Here is a 26,297-nt window from a genome sequence, read left to right on the forward strand (position 1 = left end):
GCGGCGCGCGTTAGGCCCGTCGTTGATCCCACAACTGTTGCATTTGCGCGTCTATCGATGACGGATCCCGCCTGAGGCTGTCCCATACGTCCCGCGCGCGCTTATCGGCCAGTACATATTCCCGATCGAGCCGGATGCCTTCCAGCGTTTGCTCCGCCACCTGTGTGGGCGATACCTTCGCGGCGTCGATGCCCGCCGTCATATCGGTATCGATAAAACCGGCGTAAACGCCGATAACCCGCGTTCCCTGCGCCCGCAGCTGGATCCGCGCCGCGTCGGTAACCGCCTGCGCCGCGTGTTTCGAGGCGCCATAGGTGGCATTCAGCGGCGAGGTAAACCAACTGACCACCGACAGCATATTGACCAGCGCGCCGCCGCCGTTGGCGGCCAGCACCGGCGCAAAGGCCTTGATCATCGCCAGCAGTCCGTAGACGTTCACCTCCATTTCCCGGCGCATGGCCGCGATGGACCCCTCGGCCAGCATGGGGCTTTGCAGCAGGATGCCGGCGTTGTTAACCAGGATATCCACGTCCGCGCACCGCCGCGCCGCCGCGGCAACGTCGGCCGGCGAGGTTACGTCCAGCTTCACCGGCGTCAGCCGCCCGTCGGTAATGGCTGCGGGATCGCGCGCCGCGGCGTAGACCTTGGCGGCGCCCGCGCCAAGCAGCGCCTCGGCATAGGCTTTGCCCAGCCCCCGGTTCGCCCCGGTCACCAGTGCGGTACAGCCTTCGATTTGCATATTGATTTCCTGTGGTCGGGCTTATCATCAGCGCTATCTTACCAGCTTAAGTTCCCGGCGTACTACTTTGCCGGAACGGGTGCGGGGCAGGACGTCGACGATGCGCACGCGTCTTGGCCGCGTGCAGCGGCCAAGACGGGCGGCAATCGCGGCCGCAAGCCGGGCCTTTAGCCGCGCTACCGTTGCCTTTGCCGCCGACGGGTCCGCCAGCACCACGTACAGCTCGGGCAACTGGCCCAGCAGGAAGTGGGCAATGCCAATCACCGCCGCGTCGGCCGCGCAGGCCGCTCCGGTATCGGCGTCAACGACGGTTAAGCGACGGGGGATCACCGGGCGCAGCCTGTTCACCGCCACGCGTTACCCGATCCACCCCGACGCCTTCGCGCAGCGGCGGCTGGAAGCGCGCGGCGTAGCGTTCGAGGTAATCGACTATTTGCTCCTTAACCATATATGCCTGGGCGGTCCGGTTACCCGGCAGCTGTGTGAAGAGAACCTGATGACGGTGGCCGACCAGCTTGAATATTCGGCGCACTTTTCCAGCGTGGCGCTTTAACCAGGGACGCGTCGACCCGGCCGGCTCGGCCGATAAGGGCTCACGCCTGCATCAGGGTCAGCAGGGTGGTGATAATGATAATGCTGATAAATATCGACAGGGAACCGGTAAAACTGGACACCGAGCCAAGGGGAACGGACCACCGGGAGGTAAACATCGGCGACAGGGCGGAGCCCGGCGCAAATACCGCCACTGCCAGCACCTGGCGGATTTCAAGCGGCAACGGAGTATAAAAATAGAACAAGACGGCGAACAGGGCGCCGGCGCCGTACCGCAGCGCCAGGACTTTATACACGTGTTTCAGCTGCGAACGGTCGATATTGATTTCAAGCATCATGCCGATAATCAGCATGGCGATAAACGGGTTGGCGTTGCCGACGATCGAGGTCAGGATGGTGACCTGGCTGGGAAGATGATAGCCGCACAGCGCCGCCGCCAGCAGCAGCATATAGACGTCAAACGGAACAGACGAAAATAAGCGCTTAAAGGTATTTTTCAGGCCGGAACTCTTGCCGGTGGCATTGGACGCGGCGACATAACTCCCGCCGGTACAGATAACGGAATTGCCGGCGTCAAACAGGCAGGTGGCGACAATGCCGACGGGACCGAGAAAGCCCTGGACATAAGGCAGGGTAAAACACCCGATATTGTAGCCGGGCGAGTTGATCATATAAAAGGCTTTGGTTTCATTATCGCGTTTGCGGGCGATCAGGTAGCCGCCATACATCAGCAGGATATTGCAGACAAAACCGATAAGCACCAGCACCAGCAGGGAATGATCAACCTCAAAGCTGGCAAAGCCGTTGATTACCGCCGCCGGCAGCGTCAGGTTCATCATTATTTTCGACAAGGCAACACTATCTGAGCGCTGCAGCATGCCGTATTGCTTTAACAGATAGCCGGCCACGATAATCAAAAAGAAAGAAAAGGCTTTAAGGAGAACGTCCAGCATAGCACCGCCCCGGCGAAATAATGCATTCATCATACATTACCACCTGGGCCAGTCACATCGTTTTGTCAGCGCCCGCGCGACATTATGTTTCCGCCGTGGCAGCGGGAATTCGGGAGATGTCATAGATATCGCCGGTTTCAAGCACCGGACGGGGAAAACCCCGGCGGGCGAGGTTAAGCATCGCCCGCCCTATGGTTTCCGTGGTCAGGATACTGCGTGGGTACAGCGGGCGCAGCAACGTCGCCACCGGCACCAGCAGCAGATATAACAGCCGATACAGCGCGGTTTTGGATCGCGCGCCGTGCTTAGGCAAGATAATGCCGGGGCGGATGATATATACCGCTTTTAGCCCCAGGCGTTGCAGGGCGTTTTCAGTGCCGCCGCGCACCCGTTCCCACATGGTGCGGCTTTTTTCCGCGCTGTCGGCCCCGGCCCCGGATAAATAGACAAAGGTCGACGCCGGGCTTATCCGCGCCAGCGCCCCGGCCGCGGCCAGGGTCAGGTCATTGGTAATGGCGGTATAGCGTTGTTCATCCATGCCTACCGAGCTTACCCCGAGGCAAAAAAAAGCGGCGTCGACGCCGCCGAGCCGGTGGGTTATTTCGTCATAACGCAACAGGTCGGTGTGGATCAGGATCTGCAGTTTGGCATGTTGAACGCGCGGCGCGGAGCGCCCTAACGCGATCACCGTGGTTACATCATCGGCCAGCAGGCATTCCCGCAGTACCCCTTGGCCCACCATGCCGGTGGCGCCCCAGATTATTACTTTCATGTCAGTGTCTCCGCAGGGCGGAACGCGTTATCCGCCCTCCACGCCCTGAATGATAAACGTCCGGTAGGCCGCCCCGCGCAAGCGGTGTACTACCGCTTCCTGATACTCGGGGCCGTCATACCAGGCTTCCGCCGCCTCGAAGGTGAATATCACCGCTCCGTCCACCGGCTCGCCGTCGGTATGGCGCAGGCGGCCATACAGCGCCAGGGGGATCGGGTGGAGGCGGCCGGCGCTTTTTTCCGCTTTCTCGCTATAGATTTTCATTTGTTCCGGATCATGGGTGGCTGCGCGTACGGCAACAAAATAGGCTGGCATCGGTAACTCCCGGGCAGTGATGAACCGGCGGCGATAATCGCCGCCGGTTAAAAAACCTGTCCCGGCGGAAAACGCGGTGTCGCCGGGACAGGCCAGGCCCGGTATCAGCGCCAGCCGCCGGAGGCGCTGATGCGTTCGCCGGTCAGCCAGGCGGCGGCATCCGAGGCCAGGAACAGCGCAACCTTGGCAATATCCGCCGGCTGCCCGAAGCGGCCCAGCGGCGTTTGCGCCACCAGTTCTTTTTCAAAGTCGCTGCCCAGTACGCCTGCCTGGGCAGCGCCTTCGGTCGCCACGCCGCCCGGCGCAACGGCATTTACCCGGATGCCGCGGGGGCCCAGCTCCTTCGACAGCCCGACGGTCAGGGTATCAATCGCCCCTTTGGTCGCCGCGTAAATGGTGGTGCCCGGCGTTGGATGGGTACTGACCACCGACGTGATATTAATAACGCTGCCGCCCAGTGGACTAAAATACTTTAGCGCTTCCCGCGTCGAGAGGATAGTGCCGAGCACATTGATATTAAACTGCCGGTGGAACTCGGCTTCGGTAACTTCCTCCAGCGGGCCAAAGGCAAACACTCCGGCGTTGTTCACCAGCACGTCGAGGGGGCCGTAGGCGTCTCGCGCCGCGCTGAAAATGCGCTGGACGTCAAGCGCGCTGGCGACATCGCCCTGGACGGCGATCGCCTTGCCGCCGCTGCCGACGATGGCCGCCACCACCTTATCCGCATCCTCGCGGCTGGAGGCATAGTTAACCACCACCGAGGCGCCGGCGGCGGCGAAGCTTTTGGCGATACCGGCGCCGATACCTTTGGATGCGCCGGTGACGACGGCGACTTTACCTTGTAGCTGGGTCATGACAAGACTCCTGATGATGAAACGTTAAGTACGATAGTTCGGAATTAATGAACTATATTAGTTCGTAAAATATGAACTATTGGACAATTTGTCAACCATCTGTTATAAATATTCGATGAGACCGATAATTCACCCCGCCGCCGAAGACATCACCGTAGAGGGGATCCTGCACGCTCTGTCCGATCCCCTGCGCGTGCATATTTTCACCGCCATCGCCCGCGCCGAATGCTCCCAGCCCTGCTCGGCGTTTCTTGAGTTCAGCGAGCGCAGCGTGCCGAAATCCACATTGTCCCAGCACTTCAAGATATTGCGGGAAGCCGGGCTTATCCGCAGCGAGCGCAAAGGCGTGGAAGTGCGCAATACTCTGCGCCATGACGATCTGCAAGAACGCTTCGGCGCGCTTATCCAGGCGATCCTTGGATCCTATAGCGCGCAGTGCGCCAGGACGCCTAAAAACCCGGGCTGCCCCGCCGACGGTGATTGATATTTTCCGCTGAAAAAATATTAGCAATATTCAACGGTAAATATCATAATCCGCACGCCGCCGGATATAATTCCGGACTGTCTATTCAATCTGTAATTAATTTAATAAAATTATTTTATTAAATATAGAAGGGTCTCCTATGTTTGACATTATGTACAAAAGTAATGCTGTTTTAATTAATAACCCTCCCGCTAATCAACTAACCGACGTGGATAAACACCCTGGCCGGGCTGCCGCTGATATGGCGAATGAAATAAATTATACTGCTAACAATAAACTCGCGCCGGCATCGGTAAAAACCGTTAAACGACCGTTGAATAAGCGGGTTGCTCTGGTATATGGTTTTGCGTACGCAAGAAATTTTGACGATCGGGACGGCATAAAAAAATTTTCTATCGATCAGCTCAACCATGCGCTAGGCATAACATACAAAAGACTAAATCATAATAAAATAAAAAAGATACAACGCGGTATTAATGTTGACAAAATAATGATAAAAAAATTCTTACAACCTACCGGCATTAAAACCGCTCTTGCGGAAGAACTCTTGCGCTCCTGGTCAAGGTATTTGAGCGAAAATTATGAATTTTTATCCATCAAATCGCGGCTTGAAACAAAAACGGCAAAGTGCGTTCAGCAATGCCGGGGTTGCCTAGAATATACGCTGATAAAAAATAATATTCTTGATCTCTATATCACCCCCACGCTAAAAAATAGGGCCATGGAGGTCTTCATCATGTTTTTACGCAAAAACGACGCCGCCGGTTTCAAGACTATAAGGGATGGCGGCGGCAAGATCTTCCACCCGCTGGACAGTGTGGTAAAAACGATATTTTTCCGCCGCGCCTCGAAGCTGGCGCTGAAATGGAGCAGCGAACTGAAGATCGCGGTCATGTTCGACGCCAGTTTTGCGCACGACAGCGCCATGACACCCTCCCGGACAGGCTATAGGCCGATTACTTTTTCGGAATATAAATATTCCAAGAAAAATAATCTTGATAATGTATTTGTCAGGAGCGTGCCAAACGCCGCTGTCTAAACGCCGGCGCCTGGATACCTAATTTCCTTTACTGGAAGGCAATGGCGAGCGTTCCGGTGAAAAAACCATCCAGAACGGGTATCCTGGTTACAAATCATTTATCCCTTTCAAGGTACGCCGGCGACTATAATTGGCGCATCGATTCAGGCGCCAATCTTTTTACCTTAGCGCATCATTGGCGTAAAGGATATTGTTGGCCAGATAGACCAGGCATCATTTCCGGAATGAGAAAACCATGAGTCAAAAAGAGACCCTAAGTATCGTGGCCGGGGAGAAGCCCGCCGCCGCCCCTAAGATTGACCACCTGCGTTTTCACCGGCGCCACGCCCATCTGTCCACGCCGTTCGGCGAAGGCTGGTTTGCGCGCAAGGCCGAAGGGTTTGCCCGTTTTTTCGGCACGCCGATGTTTTTAGGCGCGCAGACGCTGATTGTCATCGGCTGGGTGTGCGTCAATACCTTCGGCTGGGCCAAATTCGATATCTATCCGTTCATCCTGCTTAACCTGGCATTCAGTTTACAGTCGGCCTACGCGGCGCCGCTGATCCTGCTGGCGCAGACACGGCAGGCGGAGCGGGATAAGGCGCATGCCGACGCGGATGCCCTGCACCGCGAGGCGCTGGCCGTCGCCAACGCCGGGCGCCAGGAACTGGCCGCGCAAACCGCGGCGCAAATGATGGCGTTGCTCCAGCAGAATACCGAGCTGACCACCCTGACTAAAAACATGAGCGAGCGGATTGAAGTGCTGGCCGCCGAATTGCATAAAAAACTTTTGCAGGATGCGCCGAAACCGCAGCCCTAGCGCCTGTGCGCCGTGTTAGCCCGCCCACGCGCTGGACCCCGGCAGTGAATTAATCACTTACGCCGGGGCGATACCGGGTGCGAAAAAGGCTAAAGGCGCGAGGGTCAGTTGGCCACATTGGCCGCGGCCTTGCCCGCCAGGATGCTGGACAGGCCGTCGCGCAGCAGCGCGGCCATGCGCAGGCGCGTGGCCAGGGTGGCGCTGCCCAGATGCGGCAGGCCGAATACGTTATCCATTTGCCGGTAGGCGGGATGGATCTCCGGCTCGCCGGCGTAAACGTCAAGGCCGGCGGCGGCCACATGACCGTCGTTGAGCGCGGCTATCAGCGCGTTATCGTTAACAATGTCGCCGCGCGAAATGTTCACCACCACCGCGCCCTCGGGCAGCCGGGCCAGCAGGGCGGCATCCACCAGCCCAAGGGTTTCCGGGGTGGGGGGACAGGCAATGCAAAAATAATCACTGTGCGCGGCCAGCGCGGCGAGCGAGTCGTGATAAATGGCTTTTTGCTCGGCGGCGGGGGGCAGCCGCAGCCGGTTATGATAATGAATTTCCATGTCAAAACCCCGCGCCCGCCGGGCAATGGCCTGGCCGATGCGGCCCATGCCGAAGATCCCCAGGCGCTGGTTCCAGACGTCCTTGCCCAACAGCTGGTCGGGCGCCCATCCGGACCACTCTCCGCCCTTTAACAGGCGCAGCCCCTCCAGGGCGCGCCGGCTCGCGCCGAGCATCAGCAGCAGGGCGGCGTCGGCGCAGGACTCGCTTAAGACATTCGGGGTATACAACACTTTGATGCCGCGCTTTTTCGCCGCCGCCAGATCGAGATGATTGGTGCCCACCGAATAGGTGCAGATGGCCTTGACAGAGCGGGGCAGCCTTACAATGGCCTGGCTATCCAGCGGCATCGCCAGCGTCACCAGCAGCGCTTCCACATCGGCCATGGCGGACAGCGACGCCAGGGTGCCGGCCAGCGTGTTCTCCGTCGTGTGGCGCAGGGTAAAATGCGCGCTTAATAAGGCATGGGCCTGCGCAAACAGCGGGCAGGCCATAAACAGTACCGGTTTATCTGACATGGTAACCTCGTCGCTTATCCACAATCCGCCGCCGCCGGATCCCGCGGCCTGGCAGGCCGCGGACAAGCGCCATTCTACCGCAGGTAAAGAAGCGGGCCAATCACCCGCGATCGCAACGGCTTAAGGCTGGTATTGCAGATAAACCACATGGGTTTGCAGGTACTCTTCCAGCCCGTGGCGCCCGTCGGCGCCGCCGATGCCCGACTTGCGCCAGCCGGCGTGGAAGCCCTGCATCGCCTCGAAATTTTCCCGGTTAATATAGGTTTCGCCGAACTTCAGCTTGTTGATGGCCATCATGGCGGTATTCAGGTTGCTGGTATAAATCGAGGACGTCAGGCCGAACTCGCAGTCGTTGGCCATGCGAACGGCCTCGTCAAGCGTGCGGAAGGTCGTGACCGGCAGCACCGGCCCGAAGGTTTCCTCATGCATGATATCCATTTTATGCTGCACATCCACCAGCAGGGTGGGTTGGAAAAAATAGCCCTTGTCGCCGGCGCGATGACCGCCGGTGACCACCCTGGCGCCTTGCGCCACGGCGTTATCCACTTTGTCCTGCACGCTTTTCAGCGCGGCCGCGTCAATCAGCGGCCCCATGTCCAGATCCTTTTCCCTGGCCGGATCGCCAAAAGTGATGTGCTTAAAGGCGGCGGTCAGCCGGGCGATAAATTCGTCCTTGATATCTTCCTGTACATACACCCGCTCGGCGCAGTTGCAGACCTGGCCGGTATTGATAATGCGGGAATCCACGATCGCCTTGACCGCCAGATCCAAATCGGCGTCGTTCATCACGATGGCCGGCGCCTTGCCGCCCAGTTCCAGCGACACCTTGGTGATGTTTTTCGCCGCCGCCGCCATGGTCTGTTCGCCCGCCGCCACGCTCCCGGTCAGGCTGACCATGCCGACCTTGGGATTGGCCGCCAGCTCCTGCCCAACCACCGAGCCGCGGCCGGTCACCAGGTTAAACACGCCGCGGGGCAGGCCCACCTGGTGCACGATGCCGGCAAACGCAATGGCGTTGTTCGGCGTCAGCTGGCTGGGTTTCACCACGATGGTATTGCCGGTAATAAGCGCGGGCGCCGCCTTGCGCGCCACCAGGAAAAACGGAAAGTTCCAGGGAAGGATACCGGTGGTCACGCCAATGGCTTTTTTGAAGACAAAAATATTCTCATTGCGCCGGTCGCTTTGTATTATCTCGCCCTCGTAGCGCCGCGCCCATTCGGCCATATAGTCGAGATAATCAGCGGTAAACAATACCTCGGTCCTGGCCAGGCCCTGGGTTTTTCCCCCTTCGGCCACGATGATATCGGTCAGCTCCTGCTCCCTGGCGCGGATGCCCTGGGCAATTTTATGCAGCCATACCCCGCGTTCCTGCGCCGGCAGATCTTCCCAATCATGCTGCGCCCGTTCGGCGGCGTCGATGGCGTTGCGCACATCGTCCACATCCGCGTCCGGTATCTGGGAAATGACCTCCTCGGTGGCGGGGTTAAGGACATCGATCCATTTATCGCTATGATTGGAGACAAACTCGCCGTCGATATACATCTGTTGCTGTTTAATTGCCATTGCTGCAACTCCATTAAGAAATTGTAGGGTAATTGTTGCGCATTGGATAAAAGTTTTACTACGGCCATGGCGATAAATCAATGGCCCCCTGCGCCATGGGTGACGTCGGCAAAAATATGCGCCAGCAAAATAGGCGGCCCAACTCCCACCTGTTTCAGTATTTTACCGGCCATACCTTCACCGTGCTGCCAAAAAGATAAAAAACCTGGCAACCATTTCAAGAAGCCTGTGATTAATATCACGAATGTGCCGCGAACGGACGGCGGGCGGCATTAATTAAAATTTATGAGCAATATCACAGAAATTTATTGTCTCGTTTTCGCCTGAATATCATGTCCATTCCGCCGGCCAACGATTTTACCCCTGCCCGCCGATGGGCTGCCGGCATCATCCCCGCTTACGCCATTCGCTGAAATAGCCGCCATCGCCGTAATTTACCTGCAATTACATTGTGTGGTTTTACAGAAAGTTGCTCAAAGTTTAAGATAAGTAACTGATTAGGCGGCGGGCAATGTAAAACCGTGGTTATGCAAAAAAAACCTTTTTTACACATGGATTTAAGACGACTTATCCTGATTCTCGCAGTGATGAGCGCCCTGATCACCCTGGCCAATGGTTTTTTTGCCACCTATCGGGTCCAGCGCCAGCTGCTCATCGACAGCACGCTGGACGCCAATCGACTGTATGCGGCCAAACTGGCGTCCACCACCGAAATATTCTTTGATACCACCCAACGCCAGCTGGCCTATAGCGCCGCGCTGTTGGCCAAAGGTTTTGGCGACGACGCGTTCCTGCGGGCGGAGACGCGACGCCTGTTATTGCAAACCAACACCTTTAATTCCGTGGCGGTGGTAAATGCCAACGGCGTGGTGCTAGCCACCTCGCCCGAAACCATCCGGATGAAGGGCCGTCAGCTCACCACTCCCGGCGCGCTGCAGGCGCTCCAGGACAGGCAGGCCAGGATCAGCGAACCCTATATCTCCGCCGCCGGCAATCTGGTGATATTTGTGTCCGCGCCAATCCGCGATGATGCCGGCAGCTATCTCGGTTATGTGGGCGGCGCCATCTACCTGAGGCAAAAAGGCATCCTAAACCAGCTGCTCGGGCAGGATTACCATGACGCGGGGGCGAACACCTTCGTGGTTGATCGGGATAAACATATCCTCTATCACCAGAATCCCGCCCGCATCGGCCAGAGCCTGAAGCAGGGGCCGATCGGCGACGCCATCGAATCCCTGGGTAACGGCAGCGTAAGGGAGGATACACCCTCGGGGGTTAACAGCCTGGTGGGCTACGCGTCCGTGCCCACCGCCGGGTGGGTAATCGTGACCGTGCGCACCACTGATAACACCTTGTTGTCGCTACAGGGGCTGATGGTAAAAGTATTACATCAGATCACACCGCTGACCCTGCTGACCCTGCTGGCGGTTTGGCTGCTTTCCCGGCTGATTTCCCAACCGCTCGGGCTGCTGGCGCGTAGCGCCAATGATATGGATCGGGTGGGTATTTCCGACGACATCGAGCGCATTCCATCCTGGTATTTTGAGGTGGCGCAGCTTAAGCGCGCCATGCTCCTGGGTATCAGCCTGCTGCAAAATAAAATCGGCAAACTCAGGACCGAGGCGCAAACCGATCTGCTGACCGGGCTGTTTAACCGGCGCGGGCTCTCTTTTGCGCTGGAGTATTGCCGGGCCGGCAAACAGGACCTGGCGGTGGTGGCGCTCGATATCGACAGGTTTAAACGCGTCAATGATACCTATGGGCATCATGTGGGCGATGAGGTGATAAGGCTGCTCGCCCAGCAGCTGCGCGCGGGGTCGCGCGACGGCGATATCTTATGCCGCAACGGCGGCGAGGAGTTCCTGATGCTGTTGCCCGGCACCGACGGGGAAACGGCCCGCGAGATTGCCGAGCGTCTGCGCGAACGCGTCGCGGCGACGACGTTTCCGGTGGTGGAGCGGATTACCATCTCCCTGGGCGTGGCGTTATGGACACCGGCGATGGGTGAAATCGATCGGGCGCTAAAATCGGCCGACGAAGCGCTTTACCGGGCCAAAAAGCAGGGACGCGACCAGGTGGTAATGGCCTGATGGCGCCGCGGCGCAGTCTACCGGTCGCCATGCGCGCCTGGCCGCCTGGCGTTTAGCCTGGCCGCCGCGGCCGCCGGTGGGAAAGGGTCAGATCGTTTGCAGGGCGCTGAGCGCTTCGCTGGTCCTGGACGGGGCAAACTCGGTGATGCTGTAGTTGGCCACTTCGGTAAAGGGGTCTTCCGCCAGGATCTTGTCCAGGTCGGGACGCGCCAGCGTACGGGTCAGTATGATGCCGCCGATGCGCGGCACTTTGCGGCCGGAAGCCACGAAGTCGCCGGCGGCAAAATATTTCTGCAACCAGGCAAGATGCGCCTCGAGCAGCGCCTCGACTTTTTCGATAGGTTCTTCATAAGTCAAATCAACGATAAACATCTGCAACTCCTGCGCGATTTATGATGCGGTAAGGATAAACCTTAACGAAGGCAACCTCCACCGACCGATAGGGCCCGGCCCGGGTTTATGCGCCAACGCGTTTGCACTATGATAGGTATATAACAATGTTGCAAGAATGCGACCTCCCAGGGGAACTTGATGAACAACCCGCATTGGTTGAATAAAACACGGGCGATTATTTTATTTACCCTGATGCTGCTGACCGCTTTTTTAATCATCAGTTGGAGCAGTTATGAGGTGGCAAGGCAATCCCTGAACGACGAAATTGAAGAAAACACGCTACCGCTGACCAGCGACAATGTCTATTCCGAGATCCAGCAGGACCTGTTGAAGCCCATATTTATTTCATCCCTGATGGCGCATGACACCTTCGTGCGGGATTGGGTGTTGGTGGATCGGGAAGAAGATCCCGCGGCGATGATCCGTTACCTGGGCGAAATCGATCGTCGTTTCGATACCCTCTTTTCATTTTTTGCCTCCGACAAAACCCGCCGCTACTACGATCCCAAACGGGTGCTGGAAACCATCTCCGAACAGGCGGACCGGGACCGCTGGTATTTCCAGATAAAAGCCATGGGGGACGACAAAGCCTATGTTATCGACGCCCGACCCGACCCGGAGGACCCTAGCCACCTGGATATTTTTGTTAACCATAAGGTCATGGATTACCAGGGCAATTTTATCGGTATCACCGGTATCGGCATCTCCGTCCAGAAGGTCAGGGCCCTGATAGAAAAATACGAGCGCCGTTATAATCGCGCCATCTATTTTATAGATAAAACCGGCGCGGTGGTCTTGCACGGGACAACGTTTAAACGGCCGCTGCAAATCCGGTTGCAGCCGGGCCTAAGCCAGCTGGCCACGTCGATTCTTACCGTGCCGGGCGGGAGTTACCAATATGATGATCGGGGCAGGAAGGTGCTGCTTAATACGCGGCTGATCCCCGAGTTTGACTGGTACTTAATGGTTGAACAAAGCGAACATCCGCTGCAGCGGGTCCTGTTCAGGACGTTAATCAAGAACCTTGGCATCGGTATTGGCGTCAGCGCGCTGTTTCTCCTGCTTTTATGGCTGACCATCGGCGGGTACCAGCGCCGGCTGGAATATATGGCCACGACCGATAAGCTGACCGGCATCATGAACCGGCAGGCGTTTGAATACCGTTTCCAACGCCTGCGCGGTCAGAACCTAGACGAAAACGGCCTGCTTTCCATGGCGATCATTGATATTGACCATTTCAAACACATCAACGATCGTTATGGACATGGCGCCGGCGACCGGGTTATCCAGCACATTGCCCATTTAATCCAGGCCACCCTGCGGCGCTCCGATTCCGTATGCCGCTGGGGGGGCGATGAATTTTTGGTGCTGTTGAAAGGTTGTCGCGGCGATGAGGCGCTGGCGCGCATGGAAACCCTGGCCCGGGTTATCGAGCAGACGGAAGTGAGTACCGATCGTGCGGTGATAAAGGTCACGGTCAGCTGCGGCGTAGCGGAGCACCGGGGGATGGAAAACCTGGATGCCCTGATCGATCGCGCCGATATCGTTTTATACCAGGCTAAACAAGCGGGACGCAACCAGGCTAAAATGCGCGATTAGCGAACGCGTCGGTTTGCGTTTGCCGGCGCGAAAATAAATTCCATACCACCGACATTTATAAATAGAGTGGCCGATATTGAATATATCTATAAACAGGCCTGAACAATCGCCTGCAATAATAACGTTGTATTATTAAATTTATTTAATGTTTGGCATGTTTGCCTGCAAATAGAATGAACCGGTGCGATTGATTTATTATTCGCCGCCCGGCTAAAGTTTTATTCTTCCATGCCGATCAATAACCTATAGCACAAAGGCATGGAAGCCTGCTTCTCTTTCCGGTCCTCACTGCAAATGTACCGCTAATTTCCAGCAATCTCATCACGGTTTATCTATTTATCTAAGAGTAAGGAAAATGAAAACAATGGCGCCTTCACAGCAGCAGAAAAAAAACCGTTTTTTATGCGACCAGCGTTTCGTGAATAATATTTTCGGCAATTCGAAGAAAATTACCGAGATGACGTCGGTGATTAACAGCATTGCCTTCCAGACCACTATCCTGGCGCTAAACGCGGCGGTGAAGGCGGCGCGGGCCGGCGAAATGGGGCTGGGGTTCGCGGAGATTGCCTGTGAGGTAAGAGACCTGGCCCGGCATAGCGGACAGGCGGCGAAAGAGATTGCCAGCCTGGTGAACGAATCGGTGGAACTGGTGGGCAACGGTTCGATATTGGTCGACCGCGCGGGCCAAACCATGAAGGAGATGGCGGCGTCGGTTATCAGCGTGACGGATACCATCGGGGAAATCGCCTCGGCGTCCGATGGGCCGGTTTACGGCATCGGCCGGCCCGGCAAGGCTATTAACGAAATGGAAACCCCGATCCGGCAAAATGCCGCGTTGGTGCGGGAAGCCGGCGCAACCGCCGCATCGCTGGAAGAACAGGCTTCACTGTTGATTAACGTGGTCTCGATATTTCGCATATCCCAAACGCTGGCCGCCGGCGGCGTGCAAAACGTATTGGCTCAGGGCGGGCGATAGCGGGCCGCCATGCCGTAAACATCCGTATCTGTCTGCATTCGAGGTCAAGCCGCGGCTGACGCGTGGTTCGCTCCTCAGTTGAACAGGCTGTGTATAAGCTTCAGGAGTTCACTGATAAACTCTAATGTCGGCATGGCGTTATCCTCGATTCGGCGCTGGCGCGGTGTCTTGATTCCGGCGGCGTTGTGCTATCCCCCCGGCAGCAACGGTACATTATTAAACATAAAAACTTTCCCTTCAATCCGCGCATCTCATATCAGGGTAAAATAAAGTTGTGTTAAGCCGTGCCCCGTCTAAACTAATAAGGCACGTAGGATAAAGGTGCCTGTGGTTAATGTCGGTAATTAGCAGACAACGGCACTTTGTATATTTCTTACCATATTATCATTATCCAATCAGTTGGAGCCAAAATGAGCAAATATCATGAAGGTAAGAGAACGTTTGCCCCGTCAAAGGACAAACCGTCTGAAAAAGTGAAGTCGCCTCCCAAAGCCAAAAGTGACGACAAAGATAAAAAAGACGATAAGGCCAAAGGAAAAAGCAGTACCAAAAAATAATGACGCCGGCAGGCAACCCTGTTAGCCAAAGCCCATGGGCTGCTGATGCTCGACGTCAGCAGCCCATGTTTTTTTACCCGAGGGATAATAAGGGCTGATACAATAATGTAGTTGGCGCTATTCGCTGGCTGGCGGTTATATTTAAAACAAAAGCTGGCGCCGTGACGGCGGGCATAATGATAAATGCGCAACTACAAGACGCCGCCGGCGCCCTGGCCAAAAAATTAAGACAAAATAAGCTCAAGCCTCTTTGGCCGGCATGGCGGAATTGCTGGAGACGTAACCGGTTCACCGCAGGGAGCGCACCACCCGGCAAGGGTTACCGCAGGCCACCACGTTGGCGGGGATTGGGCGCGTCACCACGCTGCCGGCGCCGATGGTGGTATTGTCGCCAATGGCGACGCCGGGCAGGATAACGCAGCCGCCGGCAATCCACACATTATCGCCAAGCGTTACCGGCTCGGCCCAGCCGATATGCTGGCCGCGCTCCAGCGGATCGAGGGGATGGTGGGCGGTGTAGAGCTGGACCTCCGGACCGATAAACACATGGTTCCCTATGGTTACCGGCGCGCAGTCCAGCAGGACAAAGTTAAAATTGATAAACACATGGCTGCCAAGCGTGGTGTTCAGGCCGTAATCAATCCGCAGGTTCTTCTCGATATGCACATCATCGCCGACCCGGGCGAAAATCTCCCGCAGCAACGCCTGCTGCCGGGCGGTTTCCCGGTGGCCGAGGGCATTGTATCGATCGACGTTATCCCTCACGGCGTGCCGTATTTCAACCAGTTCCGGATCGTTGATAAAATAGCGCTCGCCCCGCCGCATCTTATCCAGTTCGCTCATGTTATTGCCGCCTCCTGTTAAACGTTAACCATCCCGATAAACACATCCCGCAGCGGATCCGCAAGCGCGGGATTCCAGATCATGCCCACATCCCAACTGGCGTAAGGACCTTCAAGCGGCATCATTTCTATATTCTTGGGGGCGATATGCGTGGCGCTCTCCGGCACGATGGCGACACCCACGCCGGCTGCCACCAGCGCCATCAGGGTCTGCATATCCCGGGTTTGCTGCACCACCTCGGGGATAATATGGTTATACCCCAGGTAGTTTTCTATCTGCTGAAACAGTCCCGGCCCTTTATCCGGCAACAGCTGAACCCAGGGCTGCGCAAGCAACCGGCGCTTATTCGCCCGGCCATCCCGGGCCATTGCCGGGCAGGCGTTTTTTTTTACCGCCAGCACCAGGGATTCCGCCATAAACTTCCGGCCCGCCAGCGGCGGCTCCACGGGCAGGCGCATAAATGCCAGCTGCAGCTGGCCGGATAACAACCGGGCGTGCTGTTGTTCCGATGAGAGATCTTCCAGGCTGACAATCACATCCGGAAACGAACACCGGAAGCGGGCGACCAGTTCCGGCACCACTTTAATGGCGGAGATGCCGAAACCAATGCTCAGGTTGCCGGTGGTCCCCTTCGACACTCCGCGGGCATAGTCCCGGAACGCGCCCGCCCGGCGCACCAGTTCATCGGCTCGCCCCAGCAACAGTTCCCCCGGTCGCGTCAGCAGCGCGCCGTGTCTCCCCCGGACAAACAGGGTGACGCCCAGCTCATGTTCCAGGGTCTTGATCTGTTTTGACAGCGCGGGCTGGGTAATAAACAGCCGTTGCGCCGCCTCGCGGTAGTTCTTGGTTTCCGCCAGGACGACAAAAGCACGCAGCAGACGAGTATCCATTCCGGTTGGTTATCGATAGCGAAATTTAAGTGATTATATTTCAATCATTTTTTGCGTTCTACTCTTTCCGTACCCTATGGACACCGTTGTGACCGTGCTCACATAACGTTCCCTTTATCTGAGGAGATTGGTATGAAACAACAGCATTTTATCTTTTTGCGCAAGGCCGACGTGATTACCCCCCAGTCCCTGGACGATCCGGACGCGGGCGATATTATCCGCTCGGTGCTGTTGCAAGGGTTCAGCATTTCCCCGGTACATATCCTGGCGGCAAGCAGCCACGCGGCGCTGGATAAATTCCAGCGCGTCACGGCGGGGGAGGCCGATCATTCTCCGACGCGGCTCATATAATAAACGTCAACATACTGGCCATTGCGGAACGCAAAATTCCTGGCGGTGCCTTCTATGGTAAAGCCAAATTTTTTATATAACGCGATAGCCGCAGGGTTGTCGATATAGACGTTCAGTTCTATACGTCCAGTAATCAGCCAGTTACCGCACAGGTCGAGCATCGCCGTCATCAGTTGGGCGGCGACGCCGCGTCGGTGATAATCAGGACGCGCACCCATGCCAAATGAGGCGACATGCCGCCGTCGCGGCCGTGGATTGGTTTCTATCCCTAGTTCGCCGACGATAAGTTCATCGATACAGGCAGCCAGGCTATAATGCCCGGGAGTCGGCTGGGCCGTGCGGTTTTTCCAAAGATCCTGGGAAGGATACGGAAGCTGAAGCGTGTTGCTATAGACCTGTAGTTGAGCGTATATCAGGTGGATTTGCTCATAATCGCCTGCTTCCGCGTGACGAATAATAATGTTCACCACGCATCCCCCTTACCCTGCTTTATGAATCCCCTGGTCAATATATTACACCATAACAAACTGATTTTTAATGGTTATATTATGACGGGCCGGATACTCACCGCCGTCGTCAGCGCAGGATATCAGTGAAAGGGAAAACGACCTATTGCCGGTAAAAACACCCCTGCTAAAAAAGAAGCATATCGTCGGAACAATGACACCTAGGAATTTTCCTATAGCGTTAATATAATAGCGCGCTTGGGTAAATATCAGCTGAAATGATAGAACCTATTTTTGGCGCTCACTGTAAATAAACCTACGCTGAAAAAAGATACCGTATGACCATCTGATGGTAATGATATTGTCATATTTATTCAAAATGTAAATAGAGTTTTAATGAATGAACTTGTTATTGTTATCTGCAATGTTGATTGTTGTCATGGCATATAGCTTTTACCGGCATGCTCAATTTATTGAAAGCCGTACCCTACCCAGGCAACATCATGTAAAAGTAAGAAGAACTTATGGACATGTAAGACGACCGTTCACCACCGTGGCGAGTCATCAGGGTTTAACATCCATAGACAATGGCATGGCGAACACCGGATCGCATGGGAGCATGATGGACAGAGCGGCGTGAAAAACGATATAAATCAAGCGATCAAGCACATCCGGTTTTAATGACGTAATAGCGAAAATGACCGTGAGCTCGCGCGTATAAGGAAATTAGGGCATACCTGAAAATATGAAAGGCATCAGTGCGATTTCTATTGTTCAGTATTACTTATGAACAATAAGGCATGAATGATATTAGCAGTCGTAAAGCGATTCTTTCAAATGGACGTCATAAGCAGGCCCTAACGTGAAATTAATGTCCTTTATCTTTACCTCATTATTGACCGGCTGCAGCGCGGTAGGTCATTATAATGTCGACAAAACCGCCAGCAATAAAGCCGATTTTCACTTCATCGGTATTCCCGTGCTGGCGGGCGCCGTCGGCTCGAGTTTTCCGCTGACGGAAAATTATAGTCTTACCGCCGGCCATGTGGCCAAATTAATGATGGTCAGGGTGAAAGCCTATAATCCCATCTGTGACGTGGCGATTATCTATCATGATAATAAAGGCCGGGCTTTGCCGAAATTGGAATCGGCGGTCAAAGGCGAACGCCTAAATCTCTATGGCTACAACGCCTACACCACGTTACCGACATCGTCGACCGGTACGCTGCAAGCGTTCGGCTGGTGGGATAAGCCCGGCACCAGCTGCCGGATGGGATTAACCGACGCCGGCGGCATACAGGGCATGAGCGGCGGGCCGGTATACGTCGCCGATGGCGCTATCGTCGGGGTATTCACCGCCACCCATCCCAAGCGAAACCAAAGCATTTTTGTTCCTTACCAAAACATCGCGGGTTGGGTGGCAAAAGAAATGGATGGTAAGGATTTGGCCAGCCTGAAAAAATCGGAAGCACTACCTGAGGTTCCACACCCCCCGGCGGCGTTACCCATGGTCAAGGTGGTCGCCGGCGGCCTGGATTGACCTGCGCTGCAATCACTCCTGCTTGCTCAACTGCTGGCGATAGGTCAGGGGACTGATACCGATATTGCGCAGAAAAACCCGCCGGAGCACGTCCGCGCTGGTGAAACCACATTTGGCCGCAATGCTGTCCAGATTCATCTGGGTCATTTGCAGGAAACGTTGCGCGGTTTCCAGGCGGATGTTTTCAATATATTTAGCCGGCGTAGTATTCAGCTCATGTTTGAAAATCCGGATCAGGGTGCTCCTGCTCATGGCCAACTGATCCGCCAGTACATCCACGGTAAGTTCCTGGGCTAAATGCTCATGTATCCAGGGTTGCAGCGTTTTCAGGCTGCGGTGGCTGGAGTATTGCGCCATCAGGGAAAAACTCAGCTGCGCCTGATCGGCGGGCCTGCGCAAAAACATCACCAACTCCTTGGTCACTTCCCCGGCCAGGCGATCGCCATGATCGTCGGCTATCAGGTTCAGCGCCAGGTCCATGCCGGAAGACATGCCGGCCGAGGAATAAATTTTCCCGTCCTTTACCCATATGGGCCGATCGTCCACATGCACGCCGGGATGGTGTTTGGCAAATTCATCCATAACGCGCCAGTGGGTCGTCACATGCTTTCCCTCCAGCATCCCCGTTTGCGCCAGCGCGAAGATTCCGCCGGAAACGGTGCAGATGCGGCGCACCCGACTTTCCTGGCCGCGTATCCACTCGATGGTTTGCGCCGGATACATACCGAACGACGCAATATTAGTGGTGATAATCAGGGTGTCGATGGCAAACTTATCCCATTTTTTATCGCGCAGACATGAGTGGCCCAGCAGGCTTATTCCGGCTTCGGTTTCAATGGTTTTATCCGGGCCGGCGGAGACCAGCTCCACCTGATAGGGGTATTTATTTTCCGCCAGCATGTTAGCCAGGCGAAACGCTTCCATCGGGCCGGCCACATTCAAAAGATCAATGGGGGGAATGCTAAGAATCACTATTTTTTTAGTGGGCACGCGATTCGGCATGATTAATTACCTTCTGCGGATAAACATGTGTTGCAATAGTAGCTATTAACATCTGACACAAATCGTCGGCAAATTGGAATTTCACTACCCCTGGCGTAAAAGTGAGTAAGCATCTGAAAATAAAGCTCGCTTAAATATTAATAGCCAGATAGTAATGTAATGTAAAGCTTTTTGGCAAGAAGCTGAAATAATTAGATACATTTTAATATTATGGTAATATTTATATCTTCACAGACCAGAGTTAAAAAGTTTGTTTAACGGCATAAAGATAAAAAGCAGTAAGCCTTATATTTTTTATAACGAAGCTTCTTGCCGGTTTTCATCCTGCGGCGGTTGAGTCCGTATCGATGAAAATTCTATGTTTGCAATATGTTGTAAATTAAGGTAATTATTTATGCCTGTCCCAGGTTGCCACATCGGATGATGGGATTTTACTGAGGATGTTTTTTGGCTTTTGGGGCTGACTAAATGCACGCTTACGGCTGGTTTTTTTTAGCGGAATAATTGATATCCTCGTTTTCCGTCTTCATCCAACTATCGTTACGAAATCCTGCGTAAAATGTAATATCTTGACATCGGCGCAAGATTAAACATATCAAGCCCGGGGCGAGTAACAATTGCGCCGCAGGGATTATAAGTTTTGCGAATGCAAAATCATCAGATTGAGGGCGCAACCCTAATATTGCATATAAGTGTTAACTATATGTTAAGCCATTTCTGGTAAAAAGTGGGGTATTAATCGCCCCGTCGCGTAACGTGAATTATAGCCGGAGAGTTCAACTAAAATAGCATCGCGGAATCCATATACATTCACATATATTAACATTGAGTAAATAATTTCATGATGGAATACTTATCGCGGAGTGGATATATCACGTCAGGACCTGTCCTGGGTCGAGTTCCACATATTGAGACTTTACCCGTCGATACTGGCAAAATTTTACCCGTTTGGCCTTGAATTCATACTTTCATTACTGCATTTGCAGTAATACGTTCGGCTGAAAACTCAATTTATGGCGGGCGCGGTTAAAAAAATCCACCAGCCCGGCAAGGTGAGCCAGGGCAAATTTCAGGCGAAAACACGCGAATAATTAACACTACCGGGTTGACCGGCAAGCTCAACAACGCCAACGTACGGTTTTTTGCAAGCGAATACCCCCTGGGCAAGCCGCGCGTGGCGCGCATAAGGATTTTCTTGCCGCGTCCGCGGTAAAACAGCGGCGAAGCGCCCGGTAGCCCTACCCCGTGGGCAACAGCGCCCTGAGCCGCTTATCGCGTACCCAGCGCTGGGCGGCGCTACGACAAAGACCGGTGGTGAAAAAACGCGGCCCTAGCCTGCCGGGCTGCGATCGGCGGCGGTTTCGCCGCCTTATGATATCAGGGCGCCAACCTGCGGTATGACATGCTCCGCGCACTGCCCGGCGTGGCGTATCGCTCGGCGCCGTCGAGATAACGCGGCACGGCTGGCGGGTTATCCCCGCCGCCTACTCGCGTACTTTGACCGCAATCACGGTCATCACCACGGCATAGATTATAAACGCGGCAACGGTAGCCATAGCTCTCCTCCTTAAGGTTAACTTAAGCAATTTTACCTCCGGGCGAGAACAAAGATTAAACAAAAAATGGCATACAGATCTGTTTTCGCGCCGCCGGTATGTGACAAAATTTCAACTCAAATTTTTCGCAGGAGTAATCAATGGTTACTTTAACGGTTAAAAAAACACTGTATGTGGGAACGGATGAAAATGACTATTTGAAATATGAGATTGTCTCCGACGGCACCGATCAGGGCATCATCGCGACTGCCTATCGTGAGGTGGCGCTGGGGGAGGTAAAACTCTGGCAGCGTTTGGAAAATGTCGATTTAAGCCACCTGGGATGGCAAAAAAAGACGGGGTTCCAGGCCCAGGCAAGCAATGAACCCCGGGTGCCGAAAGATGTGCACACCGCGACCGAAGCGTGCGAACGGCATTGGCAACTGTGGCACGCATCGGCGCATTAGCCATCAATTATTACCCGTCAACGCCAGCCGCCCGCGGGCGGTTGGCGTTATCCTGCCCACGCCACGCTTTTGTCCCCCGCCACGTCTCGATATGGACGCGCAGCCCGGCCTGGTGCCGCAGACGCTGCGGATCGGCGGCGAAGCGCGGATCCCCGGTCAGTCCGGGCTGGTTAATGGTGCTCGCCAGGCGGGAAAAGAGATTATCGTTCGCCACCGCGATCGCGATATAGCCGTGGGCGGCCCGGTAACTGTCCATCGGGGCGCCGATGGGGTGCGCGTTGCCCAGTCGTTGGGTCACGCCGGGGCGGAAGTTTTCCACCAGCACATCGGCCTTTTCGATTAGCTTTTCCAGCAGTAGCCTGCCTTCAGGAGATTTAAGGTTCAGGGTGAGGTTTTTTTGCCATGGTTAAGCCGCATGAAATAGCTGCTTTCGCCATTGATATGCGGCGCGAAATCACGGGAGCCGTCGCCTTTTCCCGGCATTTCGGCCTTAATTACATCCGCCCCCAAATCGTTCAGCAGGGCGGCGCAATAAGCGCCCGCCGGCGCGCGGGTGAGATCGAGCAACTTGCTGCCTTCGAGCGGACTGGGCAATGCAGGAGGCGCTCATGCGCGATCTCCGTTAGCGGCGTCGGCAGCGATAATGGGCTGCAGGACCTGCAATAACCGCCCCTGGGCGATCAGTTGCCGGATGGCCAGCATATCCGGATAAATCTCGTCGTCCTGTTGCCGGAACTTAACCTCCAGCCGTATCAGCGCCAGCACCGCCCTGGTTCCGCGGGCGGGCCGCAGCGGGCGGTGGAACTCAATGGCCTGGGTCGCGCACAGCAGTTCGATGGCCACGATGTCGATGACATTCTCAATGGAGTCCAGCGCTTTGCGCGCGGCGGTAACCCCCATGCTGAGATGATCCTCCTGGCCCGCGCAGGTTGACACCGTATGGACGCTGGCCGGCGCCGCCAGGGCGCGGTTCTCGCCGGCCAGCGCCGCGGCGGCGTAGGGCGGGATCATCATGCCGGAATGGGCTGCGCCCGGCGTAATCAAAAACGCCGGCAGTCCGCTAAGATGGCCGTTGGTCAAGCGATCGGAACGCGCCTGCGACGCCGTGCTGAGTTCCGCAATGGCGATAGCCAGCGCGTCAAGGCACAGGGCGATGGGCGCGCCGTGGCCGTTGCCGCCCGGCAACACCTGCAGTTCGCCGTTCTCCATCATAAAGATCGGATTATCGGTGACCGAATTGATCTCGGTGGTCAGCACCTGCCGGCAAAAGGCCAATACATCCCGCACCGCGCCGTGAATTTGCGGAATACAGCGCAGGCTGAGCGCATCCTGCACGCGGAAATCACGATATTGGTCCAAAATTTCACTGTCCGTCAGCAGGCACCTCAGGATGCGCGCCGTCTCCTGCTGGCCCGGATGTGGGCGCAGGGCGTGCAAACGGGCGTCATAACCACGGGTATTGCCTTTTAACGCCTCAAGGCTTATCGCGCCGGCCGCGTCGGCGACGGGCAACAGCGCGCTAAAATCCTCCACCGCCAGGCAGCCCAAGGCGGTTATTTCATAAGTGCCGCTGACCAGGGCATGTCCTTCCCGCGGCCCGGGCGTTCTTACCTCGATGCCCGCCCGCCGCAGCGCCTCACCGCCTGGCAGGAGTTCTCCCTGGTACCAGGCTTTGCCATAACCGAATACCGCCAGGCCGATATGCGCGGTGGCAATCAGATAGCCCACCGAACCTTTGGCGGGCGACCAGGGGATAACGCTTTTGTTCAGCATCATGGCCATGGTGGCGGGAAGCGCGGGGTTCACGCCGCTGTAACCCTGCAGCAGGGATTTGATCATAATCGCCATCATGGCGCGCACGTCCCTGGGCGCCAGGTCGGGGCCGGTGCCGCAGGCGTGGCTTTTCAACATATTCAGCTGCACGGCGGCGATCTGTGGGGACGACAGGCGCTGGGTGACCAGATCGCCGACCCCGGTGGTCAGGCCGTAAATCACCCGATCCCCGGCGAGCGCCTTATTGATCTCCTGATGTACCGACCGCATGTCCGCCAGCGCCTGCGGATCGAGCCGGACTTCAGCGCCTCCGGCGATAGCGGCGATATCCTGGGTGGTCGTTGCGGCTTTGCCCAACGTGACGTTGTTTATCATTGTCATCTCTCACTCCCGGCCTGATGGCGCTTATAGCCGGACATTATTTATCCAGGCCATGCCGGCTCAGCCATTCCTTCGACACCGCGTCGATGCTGTCAAAATTGGCCAATTTGCCGTTCATCACGATCAGATCGTCGGTGGTGAGCTGGGCGGATATTTTATTCAGCGTTTCCTCGATCGGCGCACTCAGCTTATCGGCGGCAATCAGCGGCACGATATTTTGCGCGGGGAACAGATGCTTGGGATCCTCAAGGGCCACCAGGTTATTTTTTTTCATTGCCGGATCGGTGGAGGTCATGTCCGCCACCTGGATCTGGTTGTTGACCAATGCCGATAAGGTCAGCGGGCCCGCCACATCCAATACCCTGAAGTTTTTAAAGGTCAGGCCGTAGACCTCCTGCAGACCCTTGACCCCTTCGCGGCGGCTTTTCCATTCCGCCGGTCCGCCCAGCACCAGCTTACCGGCGACGGGTTGCAAATCGCCGATGGTCTTCAGGTTGTGCTGCTTGGCGGTTTTAGCTGTCACCGCCAGCACGTCGCTGTCCTGGGCCGGGGAAATCGACAGCATCTTGATCTTGGCCGGCAGGGCCTTGGCTAGCGCCGCCTCGACATCTTCCGCGCTGTGGGCCTGGGTCTTTTCATCTAAATAACTTAAGGTCGCGCCGCTGTATTCAGGGATTAGATTAATCGAACCGTCCAGTAACGCCGGCATATACACTTCGCGGCTGCCGATATTTAATTTCTTTTCAACTTTAATGTTTTTGGCGGCCAGCGCGTCGGCATAAATCGTGGCCAGCAGCTGGCTTTCAGGAAAATCCGCCGAACCCACGATAATGGTGCCGACATCACCGGTCGCGGTGGCCTTATCATCAGCGGATGCCAGGGCGGCATGCAGTAAAACCGTCGAAAAAAGCGTTGCTGCGAGCAGTTGATTCATTTTCATTTTACAGGCTCCGGTTAATCACAAGGATGGATAAAAAGGTAAGGGGGTTGCGCCGGCGCTCGCGCCGCTGTATGCCGGGCGAAACCATGAAACGGATTAAAAAAGAGAAAATAAAATCGACCATCAGCGCAAGCGCGCCCACCATAATGGCGCCGGCGACCATCTGCGGATAATCGTTTTGCGCGCGGCCGTCAATGATCAGCCGCCCCAGGCCGCCCAGTGAAACATAGGCGGCAATCGTGGCGGTGGAGATGATTTGCAGCGCCGCGCTGCGAATCCCCGACAGGATCAGCGCCAACGCGCAGGGAATCTCCACGGTAAGCAGCAAACGCCAGGGGGAATATCCCATGCCGACGGCGGCGTCGATGACGCTCGGGTCAATCGAGGTCATGCCGGAATACACCCCCAGCATAATCGGCGGCAGCGCCAGTATGATTAGCACTATCAGGCAGGGGACGATAAACGCCAGATCCGATTCAAACACCGGCCCGAAGATAATCACCAGTAAAATAATCAGGCCAAATGACGGCAACGCCCGCATGGCATTGGCAATGCCGATAAGCGTACGCGTCCCTTCACCGGTATGTCCGACATAACAGCCGATGGGAAAGGCAACGATCAAGGCGATTAGCAACGCTTCGGCGCTATAAACCAAATGTTGGGCCATTAATACCAGCAGGCCGTCATCGCCCAGCCAATGGGCGCCATCCATAAACCAGTCAATCATCGCGCGCTCCGTTTAGGTTTCCAGGCGGTGATTTTATTCGCGCCCAGCAGCAGTAAATTATCGAGAATCAATGCCAACGCGATACATAAGACGATGCCGGCGATAATCGGCGTCAGGAAGTGCAGTTGGAAACCCTGGGTAAACAGCGCCCCAAGCTGCGGCATGCCCACCACCGCGGCAATGGAAACGATACTCACATTGGATACCAGCACTACCCGCATCCCCGAGGCGATAACGGGAACCGCCAGGGGAAGCTCCACCCTAAAAAAACGTTGTAACGGCCGGTAACCCAGGGCGACGGCAGCCTGGCGGGTATCCTCCGGCACGGAATCAAGGCCGTCGCATACGGTACGCGCCAGTAATGAAAAGGCGTACAGCGTCAGCGCAACCACCACGTTCAGGGTATCGAGTATTTTGGTGCCCAGGATACCCGGCAGCAGGACGAACAGCGCCAGGGAAGGGATGGTATATAACAAGCCCAGTATATTAAGGATCAGGTGCTTGATATGCGCGGCGCGATAGATCAGGATCCCGGCCGGGATCGCCAGGATTAACCCTATCAGCACCGGCACCACGGACAGGTACAGGTGCCAGCACAGCAGGTTGAAAATGGCCTCTTTTTGCCCCCACAGCCAATCGAATCGCAT

At 55.8% G+C, this 26,297-nt stretch carries 28 protein-coding genes and 2 pseudogenes; 11 read left to right on the forward strand and 19 right to left on the reverse strand.

All coding sequences use genetic code 11. The annotated features are described in order from the left end of the window. Window positions 1–10: 10 nt before the first annotated feature. Window positions 11–739, reverse strand: coding sequence for an SDR family oxidoreductase (locus GRH90_RS15220; protein WP_162366810.1), 729 nt, complete (start codon window positions 737–739; stop codon window positions 11–13). Between the two features lie 33 nt (window positions 740–772). Beyond that, entirely contained in the window at window positions 773–1,003 is a 231-nt protein-coding gene (locus GRH90_RS15225) for an AMP-binding enzyme (RefSeq protein WP_162366811.1), read from the reverse strand. Here GRH90_RS15225 and GRH90_RS15230 point away from each other — a divergent pair. Next, window positions 993–1,292, forward strand: a complete 300-nt coding sequence (locus GRH90_RS15230; protein ID WP_162366661.1) for a hypothetical protein — start codon at window positions 993–995, stop codon at window positions 1,290–1,292. The genes GRH90_RS15225 and GRH90_RS15230 overlap by 11 nt on opposite strands. A gap of 40 nt (window positions 1,293–1,332) precedes the next feature. Here GRH90_RS15230 and GRH90_RS15235 read toward each other — a convergent pair whose 3' ends face one another. The 4 genes from GRH90_RS15235 to GRH90_RS15250 all read right to left on the reverse strand — a co-directional run bounded on the left by GRH90_RS15235 (window position 1,333) and on the right by GRH90_RS15250 (window position 4,185). Beyond that, a complete protein-coding gene (locus GRH90_RS15235; protein ID WP_246236065.1) occupies window positions 1,333–2,277 on the reverse strand; it encodes an AEC family transporter in 945 nt (314 codons plus the stop codon). A gap of 49 nt (window positions 2,278–2,326) precedes the next feature. Beyond that, window positions 2,327–3,016: an NAD(P)H-binding protein gene (locus tag GRH90_RS15240; RefSeq protein ID WP_162366812.1), complete on the reverse strand. Its 690-nt coding sequence runs from the start codon at window positions 3,014–3,016 to the stop codon at window positions 2,327–2,329. 27 nt (window positions 3,017–3,043) lie between these two features. After that, on the reverse strand, window positions 3,044–3,331 hold the full coding sequence (locus GRH90_RS15245; protein WP_162366813.1) for a DUF1330 domain-containing protein: 288 nt from the start codon (window positions 3,329–3,331) through the stop codon (window positions 3,044–3,046). A 104-nt stretch (window positions 3,332–3,435) separates the two neighbouring features. Next, the gene (locus GRH90_RS15250; protein WP_162366814.1) at window positions 3,436–4,185 is read right to left on the reverse strand and encodes an SDR family NAD(P)-dependent oxidoreductase; all 750 of its coding nucleotides are present in this window, start codon (window positions 4,183–4,185) and stop codon (window positions 3,436–3,438) included. 115 nt (window positions 4,186–4,300) lie between these two features. Between GRH90_RS15250 and GRH90_RS15255 the strand changes: the two genes are divergently transcribed. The 3 genes from GRH90_RS15255 to GRH90_RS15265 all read left to right on the forward strand — a co-directional run bounded on the left by GRH90_RS15255 (window position 4,301) and on the right by GRH90_RS15265 (window position 6,507). Continuing rightward, window positions 4,301–4,669, forward strand: coding sequence for an ArsR/SmtB family transcription factor (locus tag GRH90_RS15255; RefSeq protein ID WP_162366815.1), 369 nt, complete (start codon window positions 4,301–4,303; stop codon window positions 4,667–4,669). Window positions 4,670–4,808: 139 nt separating this feature from the next. Beyond that, window positions 4,809–5,708 carry a hypothetical protein gene (locus GRH90_RS15260; RefSeq protein WP_162366816.1) on the forward strand — a complete coding sequence of 300 codons (900 nt, stop codon included), beginning with the start codon at window positions 4,809–4,811 and terminating at the stop codon, window positions 5,706–5,708. Window positions 5,709–5,943: 235 nt separating this feature from the next. Beyond that, window positions 5,944–6,507, forward strand: coding sequence for a DUF1003 domain-containing protein (locus tag GRH90_RS15265; RefSeq protein ID WP_162366817.1), 564 nt, complete (start codon window positions 5,944–5,946; stop codon window positions 6,505–6,507). Window positions 6,508–6,611: 104 nt separating this feature from the next. On the opposite strand, the gene GRH90_RS15270 is transcribed toward GRH90_RS15265, so the two are convergent. Then, window positions 6,612–7,577 (reverse strand): 2-hydroxyacid dehydrogenase, encoded by a 966-nt coding sequence (locus tag GRH90_RS15270; protein ID WP_162366818.1) that lies wholly within the window; start codon window positions 7,575–7,577, stop codon window positions 6,612–6,614. 120 nt (window positions 7,578–7,697) lie between these two features. Next, the gene (gene aldA, locus GRH90_RS15275) at window positions 7,698–9,140 is read right to left on the reverse strand and encodes an aldehyde dehydrogenase (protein WP_162366819.1); all 1,443 of its coding nucleotides are present in this window, start codon (window positions 9,138–9,140) and stop codon (window positions 7,698–7,700) included. A gap of 527 nt (window positions 9,141–9,667) precedes the next feature. Here aldA and GRH90_RS15280 point away from each other — a divergent pair. After that, a complete protein-coding gene (locus GRH90_RS15280; protein ID WP_246236066.1) occupies window positions 9,668–11,230 on the forward strand; it encodes a sensor domain-containing diguanylate cyclase in 1,563 nt (520 codons plus the stop codon). Window positions 11,231–11,317: 87 nt separating this feature from the next. Here GRH90_RS15280 and GRH90_RS15285 read toward each other — a convergent pair whose 3' ends face one another. After that, window positions 11,318–11,602 (reverse strand): YciI family protein, encoded by a 285-nt coding sequence (locus GRH90_RS15285; RefSeq protein WP_162366820.1) that lies wholly within the window; start codon window positions 11,600–11,602, stop codon window positions 11,318–11,320. A gap of 159 nt (window positions 11,603–11,761) precedes the next feature. Between GRH90_RS15285 and GRH90_RS15290 the strand changes: the two genes are divergently transcribed. The 3 genes and pseudogenes from GRH90_RS15290 to GRH90_RS15300 all read left to right on the forward strand — a co-directional run bounded on the left by GRH90_RS15290 (window position 11,762) and on the right by GRH90_RS15300 (window position 14,755). Next, window positions 11,762–13,222, forward strand: a complete 1,461-nt coding sequence (locus tag GRH90_RS15290; protein WP_162366821.1) for a sensor domain-containing diguanylate cyclase — start codon at window positions 11,762–11,764, stop codon at window positions 13,220–13,222. Between the two features lie 418 nt (window positions 13,223–13,640). After that, a pseudogene (locus GRH90_RS15295) lies at window positions 13,641–14,198 on the forward strand (methyl-accepting chemotaxis protein); the annotation flags it as partial. A 410-nt stretch (window positions 14,199–14,608) separates the two neighbouring features. After that, window positions 14,609–14,755 carry a hypothetical protein gene (locus GRH90_RS15300; protein ID WP_162366823.1) on the forward strand — a complete coding sequence of 49 codons (147 nt, stop codon included), beginning with the start codon at window positions 14,609–14,611 and terminating at the stop codon, window positions 14,753–14,755. A 288-nt stretch (window positions 14,756–15,043) separates the two neighbouring features. Here GRH90_RS15300 and GRH90_RS15305 read toward each other — a convergent pair whose 3' ends face one another. Both GRH90_RS15305 and GRH90_RS15310 read right to left on the reverse strand, forming a co-directional pair. Next, window positions 15,044–15,598 (reverse strand): sugar O-acetyltransferase, encoded by a 555-nt coding sequence (locus tag GRH90_RS15305; RefSeq protein WP_162366824.1) that lies wholly within the window; start codon window positions 15,596–15,598, stop codon window positions 15,044–15,046. Window positions 15,599–15,615: 17 nt separating this feature from the next. Next, entirely contained in the window at window positions 15,616–16,488 is an 873-nt protein-coding gene (locus GRH90_RS15310; protein ID WP_162366825.1) for a LysR family transcriptional regulator, read from the reverse strand. 132 nt (window positions 16,489–16,620) lie between these two features. Between GRH90_RS15310 and GRH90_RS15315 the strand changes: the two genes are divergently transcribed. Next, window positions 16,621–16,839 (forward strand): hypothetical protein, encoded by a 219-nt coding sequence (locus GRH90_RS15315; protein WP_162366826.1) that lies wholly within the window; start codon window positions 16,621–16,623, stop codon window positions 16,837–16,839. Here GRH90_RS15315 and GRH90_RS15320 read toward each other — a convergent pair. Next, window positions 16,815–17,309 carry a GNAT family N-acetyltransferase gene (locus GRH90_RS15320; protein WP_162366827.1) on the reverse strand — a complete coding sequence of 165 codons (495 nt, stop codon included), beginning with the start codon at window positions 17,307–17,309 and terminating at the stop codon, window positions 16,815–16,817. The genes GRH90_RS15315 and GRH90_RS15320 overlap by 25 nt on opposite strands. An 847-nt stretch (window positions 17,310–18,156) precedes the next feature. On the opposite strand from GRH90_RS15320, the gene GRH90_RS15325 reads away from it, so the two are divergent. Further along, window positions 18,157–18,825 carry a trypsin-like peptidase domain-containing protein gene (locus GRH90_RS15325; RefSeq protein ID WP_376766085.1) on the forward strand — a complete coding sequence of 223 codons (669 nt, stop codon included), beginning with the start codon at window positions 18,157–18,159 and terminating at the stop codon, window positions 18,823–18,825. Window positions 18,826–18,837: 12 nt separating this feature from the next. On the opposite strand, the gene GRH90_RS15330 is transcribed toward GRH90_RS15325, so the two are convergent. After that, on the reverse strand, window positions 18,838–19,827 hold the full coding sequence (locus GRH90_RS15330) for a GlxA family transcriptional regulator (protein WP_162366829.1): 990 nt from the start codon (window positions 19,825–19,827) through the stop codon (window positions 18,838–18,840). 1,696 nt (window positions 19,828–21,523) lie between these two features. Between GRH90_RS15330 and GRH90_RS15335 the strand changes: the two genes are divergently transcribed. After that, window positions 21,524–21,829: a hypothetical protein gene (locus GRH90_RS15335; protein ID WP_162366830.1), complete on the forward strand. Its 306-nt coding sequence runs from the start codon at window positions 21,524–21,526 to the stop codon at window positions 21,827–21,829. Window positions 21,830–21,839: 10 nt separating this feature from the next. Here GRH90_RS15335 and GRH90_RS26260 read toward each other — a convergent pair whose 3' ends face one another. The 6 genes and pseudogenes from GRH90_RS26260 to GRH90_RS15360 all read right to left on the reverse strand — a co-directional run bounded on the left by GRH90_RS26260 (window position 21,840) and on the right by GRH90_RS15360 (window position 26,297). Beyond that, window positions 21,840–22,085, reverse strand: a complete 246-nt coding sequence (locus tag GRH90_RS26260) for a CoA transferase (protein ID WP_246236067.1) — start codon at window positions 22,083–22,085, stop codon at window positions 21,840–21,842. Between the two features lie 84 nt (window positions 22,086–22,169). Further along, window positions 22,170–22,423: pseudogene (locus tag GRH90_RS26265) on the reverse strand (CoA transferase); the annotation flags it as partial. Window positions 22,424–22,435: 12 nt separating this feature from the next. Beyond that, window positions 22,436–23,983, reverse strand: coding sequence for an HAL/PAL/TAL family ammonia-lyase (locus tag GRH90_RS15345; RefSeq protein WP_162366831.1), 1,548 nt, complete (start codon window positions 23,981–23,983; stop codon window positions 22,436–22,438). A 37-nt stretch (window positions 23,984–24,020) separates the two neighbouring features. After that, entirely contained in the window at window positions 24,021–24,923 is a 903-nt protein-coding gene (locus tag GRH90_RS15350) for an ABC transporter substrate-binding protein (RefSeq protein ID WP_162366832.1), read from the reverse strand. Between the two features lies 1 nt (window position 24,924). Next, window positions 24,925–25,650, reverse strand: a complete 726-nt coding sequence (locus tag GRH90_RS15355; RefSeq protein ID WP_162366833.1) for an ABC transporter permease — start codon at window positions 25,648–25,650, stop codon at window positions 24,925–24,927. After that, window positions 25,647–26,297, reverse strand: a complete 651-nt coding sequence (locus GRH90_RS15360) for an ABC transporter permease (protein ID WP_162366834.1) — start codon at window positions 26,295–26,297, stop codon at window positions 25,647–25,649. Before GRH90_RS15360 ends, GRH90_RS15355 begins: the two co-directional genes overlap by 4 nt.

This window comes from Acerihabitans arboris (assembly GCF_010131535.1).
Classification (GTDB): Bacteria; Pseudomonadota; Gammaproteobacteria; order Enterobacterales; family Enterobacteriaceae; genus Acerihabitans; species Acerihabitans arboris.

Excerpts from the sequence above, each read along its gene's own strand:
- GRH90_RS15220 (WP_162366810.1), bottom strand. The coding sequence starts at position 739 with ATGCAAATCGAAGGCTGTACCGCACTGGTGACCGGGGCGAACCGGGGG.
- GRH90_RS15230 (WP_162366661.1), top strand. The coding sequence starts at position 993 with ATGCCAATCACCGCCGCGTCGGCCGCGCAGGCCGCTCCGGTATCGGCG.
- GRH90_RS15235 (WP_246236065.1), bottom strand. The coding sequence starts at position 2,277 with ATGATGAATGCATTATTTCGCCGGGGCGGTGCTATGCTGGACGTTCTC.
- GRH90_RS15240 (WP_162366812.1), bottom strand. The coding sequence starts at position 3,016 with ATGAAAGTAATAATCTGGGGCGCCACCGGCATGGTGGGCCAAGGGGTA.
- GRH90_RS15245 (WP_162366813.1), bottom strand. The coding sequence starts at position 3,331 with ATGCCAGCCTATTTTGTTGCCGTACGCGCAGCCACCCATGATCCGGAA.
- GRH90_RS15250 (WP_162366814.1), bottom strand. The coding sequence starts at position 4,185 with ATGACCCAGCTACAAGGTAAAGTCGCCGTCGTCACCGGCGCATCCAAA.
- GRH90_RS15255 (WP_162366815.1), top strand. The coding sequence starts at position 4,301 with ATGAGACCGATAATTCACCCCGCCGCCGAAGACATCACCGTAGAGGGG.
- GRH90_RS15260 (WP_162366816.1), top strand. The coding sequence starts at position 4,809 with ATGTTTGACATTATGTACAAAAGTAATGCTGTTTTAATTAATAACCCT.
- GRH90_RS15265 (WP_162366817.1), top strand. The coding sequence starts at position 5,944 with ATGAGTCAAAAAGAGACCCTAAGTATCGTGGCCGGGGAGAAGCCCGCC.
- GRH90_RS15270 (WP_162366818.1), bottom strand. The coding sequence starts at position 7,577 with ATGTCAGATAAACCGGTACTGTTTATGGCCTGCCCGCTGTTTGCGCAG.
- aldA (WP_162366819.1), bottom strand. The coding sequence starts at position 9,140 with ATGGCAATTAAACAGCAACAGATGTATATCGACGGCGAGTTTGTCTCC.
- GRH90_RS15280 (WP_246236066.1), top strand. The coding sequence starts at position 9,668 with ATGCAAAAAAAACCTTTTTTACACATGGATTTAAGACGACTTATCCTG.
- GRH90_RS15285 (WP_162366820.1), bottom strand. The coding sequence starts at position 11,602 with ATGTTTATCGTTGATTTGACTTATGAAGAACCTATCGAAAAAGTCGAG.
- GRH90_RS15290 (WP_162366821.1), top strand. The coding sequence starts at position 11,762 with ATGAACAACCCGCATTGGTTGAATAAAACACGGGCGATTATTTTATTT.
- GRH90_RS15300 (WP_162366823.1), top strand. The coding sequence starts at position 14,609 with ATGAGCAAATATCATGAAGGTAAGAGAACGTTTGCCCCGTCAAAGGAC.
- GRH90_RS15305 (WP_162366824.1), bottom strand. The coding sequence starts at position 15,598 with ATGAGCGAACTGGATAAGATGCGGCGGGGCGAGCGCTATTTTATCAAC.
- GRH90_RS15310 (WP_162366825.1), bottom strand. The coding sequence starts at position 16,488 with ATGGATACTCGTCTGCTGCGTGCTTTTGTCGTCCTGGCGGAAACCAAG.
- GRH90_RS15315 (WP_162366826.1), top strand. The coding sequence starts at position 16,621 with ATGAAACAACAGCATTTTATCTTTTTGCGCAAGGCCGACGTGATTACC.
- GRH90_RS15325 (WP_376766085.1), top strand. The coding sequence starts at position 18,157 with ATGTCCTTTATCTTTACCTCATTATTGACCGGCTGCAGCGCGGTAGGT.
- GRH90_RS15330 (WP_162366829.1), bottom strand. The coding sequence starts at position 19,827 with ATGCCGAATCGCGTGCCCACTAAAAAAATAGTGATTCTTAGCATTCCC.
- GRH90_RS15335 (WP_162366830.1), top strand. The coding sequence starts at position 21,524 with ATGGTTACTTTAACGGTTAAAAAAACACTGTATGTGGGAACGGATGAA.
- GRH90_RS26260 (WP_246236067.1), bottom strand. The coding sequence starts at position 22,085 with ATGGACAGTTACCGGGCCGCCCACGGCTATATCGCGATCGCGGTGGCG.
- GRH90_RS15345 (WP_162366831.1), bottom strand. The coding sequence starts at position 23,983 with ATGACAATGATAAACAACGTCACGTTGGGCAAAGCCGCAACGACCACC.
- GRH90_RS15350 (WP_162366832.1), bottom strand. The coding sequence starts at position 24,923 with ATGAAAATGAATCAACTGCTCGCAGCAACGCTTTTTTCGACGGTTTTA.
- GRH90_RS15355 (WP_162366833.1), bottom strand. The coding sequence starts at position 25,650 with ATGATTGACTGGTTTATGGATGGCGCCCATTGGCTGGGCGATGACGGC.
- GRH90_RS15360 (WP_162366834.1), bottom strand. The coding sequence starts at position 26,297 with ATGCGATTCGATTGGCTGTGGGGGCAAAAAGAGGCCATTTTCAACCTG.